The following is a 3,008-nucleotide window of genomic DNA, read 5'->3' on the forward strand; positions in this document are numbered from 1 at the left end:
AACGGACCTATCCACGAGGGCTCCGACGCCGTGATCACACCAGCCACGGCGAGATCATCTCACCTCTGACCAGCAGTTACGGGACAACCTCTAGGGCCCGCCATTTCCAGCCGGTATCGACGACGTATCGGATCGCGTCCACGATCTCGCGGCGAGGGTGTTTCTCCGGCGCCCCGCCACGGGGGTGCGTCGCAGGCCAGGGTCGGCAACAGCGGTTCGATCAAAACCCATTCGGCGTCGGAGGTGTCGGAGGGACAGCGGCGGTGGCGCATTGTCCGCGTACTTAATTATTCAGGCCTGCGGTGAACACAGCGCCCGCCCAGCCGGTGAAGTGCTTGTGCCCCCTGGCGGCGCCCTCTGCTGTGGGGTGGCAACTGCGACCGTCTCGTACGGTCTCTGCCAGAAGGGGTGCCGACCTTCAGTTGCCGGAGGAGAGGGAACCACCCATCCGCCGGGTCAGTTCACTGGCTGTGGAGAGTATCCCTCGGATGATCGCTGTTCGGTCCTCGGCCTGGAGAGAGTCCGTGGGGAACGTGACAGCAAGCCCAGCAACAGGGTGCTGCATGTGGTCCATGATGGGGACGGCCAAGGACGAGAATCCGACGGTGATCTCGCCTTCTTCGGTGGCATGGCCTTCGCGTCGCACTTCGACCAGCCGTGCGCGCAGAGCGGTGAGGGAACGGGGACCGCCCACCTCGGTGCGCTGGACGAACGCGCTGGAGTCGGGATAGAGCGCCCGGACCTGCGCGGTCGGTAGCCGTGCCAGGATTGCGCGGCCGCTTGCAGTGAGATGGGCGGGCAGGCGCACTCCGGCATCAGTAACTAGTGAGGGCCGCCCAGGAGCCCGCTCCTCGATGACGTAGTGGACATCGCGGCCGTGGAGGACCACAAGGTGCGCGGTATGGCCCACGTGGTCGACGAGCCGTGCCAGAGGTATGCGGGCGAGCCGCTGGAAGGGCGCCTGGCGGGTATAGCCCGAGCCGAGCTCGAAGGCACTGACACCGAGGCCGTAGCGGCGGTCCTCGGGCAGGTGTACGACGAAGCCTTCCTGGACCAGGGTGTCGAGCAGGTGATACGTCGTCGAGCGGGGAAGCCCCAGGTCCCGGCTGATCGCGGCCGCCTGGATGGGGGCCGCCTGGCGGGCGAGGTAGCGGAGGATCGCGAGGACCTGTGCTGCTGCCGGAACGATGGACATGCAAGCCAGGATAGACATCACTTGTCTGCAATCCCAGACAAGTAAATCTGGAATGTCTGGGATACCAGACATATATCACCGGGACACCCTGTTGTGCAGGCCTTGCGGTATCGCTTCATGGCCTCATGAACGAAGTGAAAGTTGGAATCGGCGCGCTGTCGGTAGGCCAGGTCGTTGCGGTCGCCCGCCACGGAGCCCGCGTGATGCTCTCCGCAGATGCCCAGAACCAGATCAGCCGCAGCCGTAAGGTTGTCGAGGACCTCGCGCATGACACCACCCCGCACTACGGGGTGTCGACGGGCTTTGGCGCCTTGGCTACCCGGCACATCCCCGTGGCGCTCCGCGCCCAACTGCAGCGCAGCCTGGTCCGTTCCCATGCGGCGGGCACAGGCGCCGAGGTGGAGTGCGAAGTCGTACGCGCGTTGCTTCTGCTGCGGCTGTCTACCCTGGCTACGGGGCGCACAGGGGTGCGTCTGGAGACCGCCCAGGCATATGCGGACCTGCTGAACGCCGGTCTGACTCCGGTGGTCCGTGAGTACGGCTCGTTGGGCTGCTCCGGAGATCTCGCACCGCTGGCGCACTGCGCGCTCGCAGTGATCGGTGAGGGCGAGGTCCGTGACAGCGAGGGCAACCTGCTCCCGGCGGCAGACGCCCTGGCCGCGCACGGGCTGAAGCCTGTGGAGCTGCAGGAGAAGGAGGGGCTTGCCCTCATCAACGGCACGGACGGCATGCTGGGCATGCTCGTACTGGCTCTCCACGACCTGGGCGAGTTGCTGTCCATCGCGGACGTCACCGCAGCCATGACGATCGAGGCACTCCTGGGAACGGACGCCGTCTTCGCCTCCGATTTGCAGGACCTGCGGCCCCACCCCGGACAGGCCGCCAGCGCCGCCAACCTGCGGCGACTGCTTAAGGGTTCCGGAATTGTCGCCAGCCACCGCAATGGCGGCTGTACGATCGTCCAGGACGCCTACTCGCTGCGCTGCACGCCTCAGGTGCACGGTACGGCGCGGGACACGATGAGCCATGCCCGCGCCGTCGCAGAGCGCGAGCTGGCTAGCGCTGTCGACAATCCCGTCGTCACCCTCGATGGAAGGCTGGAGAGCAACGGGAACTTCCACGGCGCCCCCGTCGCTGCAGTCCTGGACTTCCTTGCCATCTCCGTTGCCGACGTCGCCTCGATCGCGGAGCGTCGGACTGACCGGATGCTCGACCCCGCTCGCAACCAGGGACTGAACGCCTTCCTGGCTGCCGACCCGGGCGTGGACTCCGGTCACATGATCGCCCAGTACACCCAGGCCGCAATCGTGTCCGAACTCAAGCGGCTCGCCGTACCGGCATCCGTCGACTCGATCCCTTCCAGCGCTATGCAGGAAGACCATGTCTCCATGGGCTGGTCCGCGGCGCGTAAGCTGCGCCGGGCCGTGGACGGGCTGCGCCGCGTTCTGGCCGTGGAGCTCCTCACCGCCGCCCGCGCGCTCGACATGCGCTCGCCGCTCGTGCCTGCGCCTGCCACCGCCTGTGTGGTGGAGGAACTGCGCACCGCCGTGCACGGCCCGGACAGCGACCGCTATCTAGCTCCGGAGATTGAAGCCTCGGTGCAGTTCCTGCTCGCCGGGGGCGTGCGGGCCGCGACACAGACCATCGTCGACAGCCTCCTCTGACCGCGACGCCACACCTGCTCTCTTCTCCCTGACGAACACAAAGGAACGATCGATATGTCCGGACCCCGTCCTGTCCGAGCCCCGCGCGGCACCCGGCCGAGTGCCCTGGGCTGGCAGCAGGAGGCCGCCCTGCGGATGCTGCAGAACAA

Annotated in this window: 2 protein-coding genes and 1 pseudogene; 1 reads left to right on the plus strand and 2 read right to left on the minus strand. The window is 67.0% G+C overall.

Annotated features, from left to right (window positions below; genetic code table 11):
* Positions 1–91: 91 nt before the first annotated feature.
* Together GTY84_RS10970 and GTY84_RS10975 are read right to left on the minus strand one after the other, a co-directional pair.
* A pseudogene (locus tag GTY84_RS10970) lies at positions 92–272 on the minus strand (transposase); the annotation flags it as partial.
* A gap of 146 nt (positions 273–418) precedes the next feature.
* Positions 419–1,195, minus strand: coding sequence for an IclR family transcriptional regulator (locus tag GTY84_RS10975; RefSeq protein WP_161225983.1), 777 nt, complete (start codon positions 1,193–1,195; stop codon positions 419–421).
* Positions 1,196–1,320: 125 nt separating this feature from the next.
* Between GTY84_RS10975 and hutH the strand changes: the two genes are divergently transcribed.
* Positions 1,321–2,859 (plus strand): histidine ammonia-lyase, encoded by a 1,539-nt coding sequence (gene hutH, locus GTY84_RS10980; protein WP_161225984.1) that lies wholly within the window; start codon positions 1,321–1,323, stop codon positions 2,857–2,859.
* Positions 2,860–3,008: the final 149 nt, after the last annotated feature.

The organism is Streptomyces sp. SID8352 (assembly GCF_009862265.1).
GTDB lineage: Bacteria > Actinomycetota > Actinomycetes > Streptomycetales > Streptomycetaceae > Streptomyces.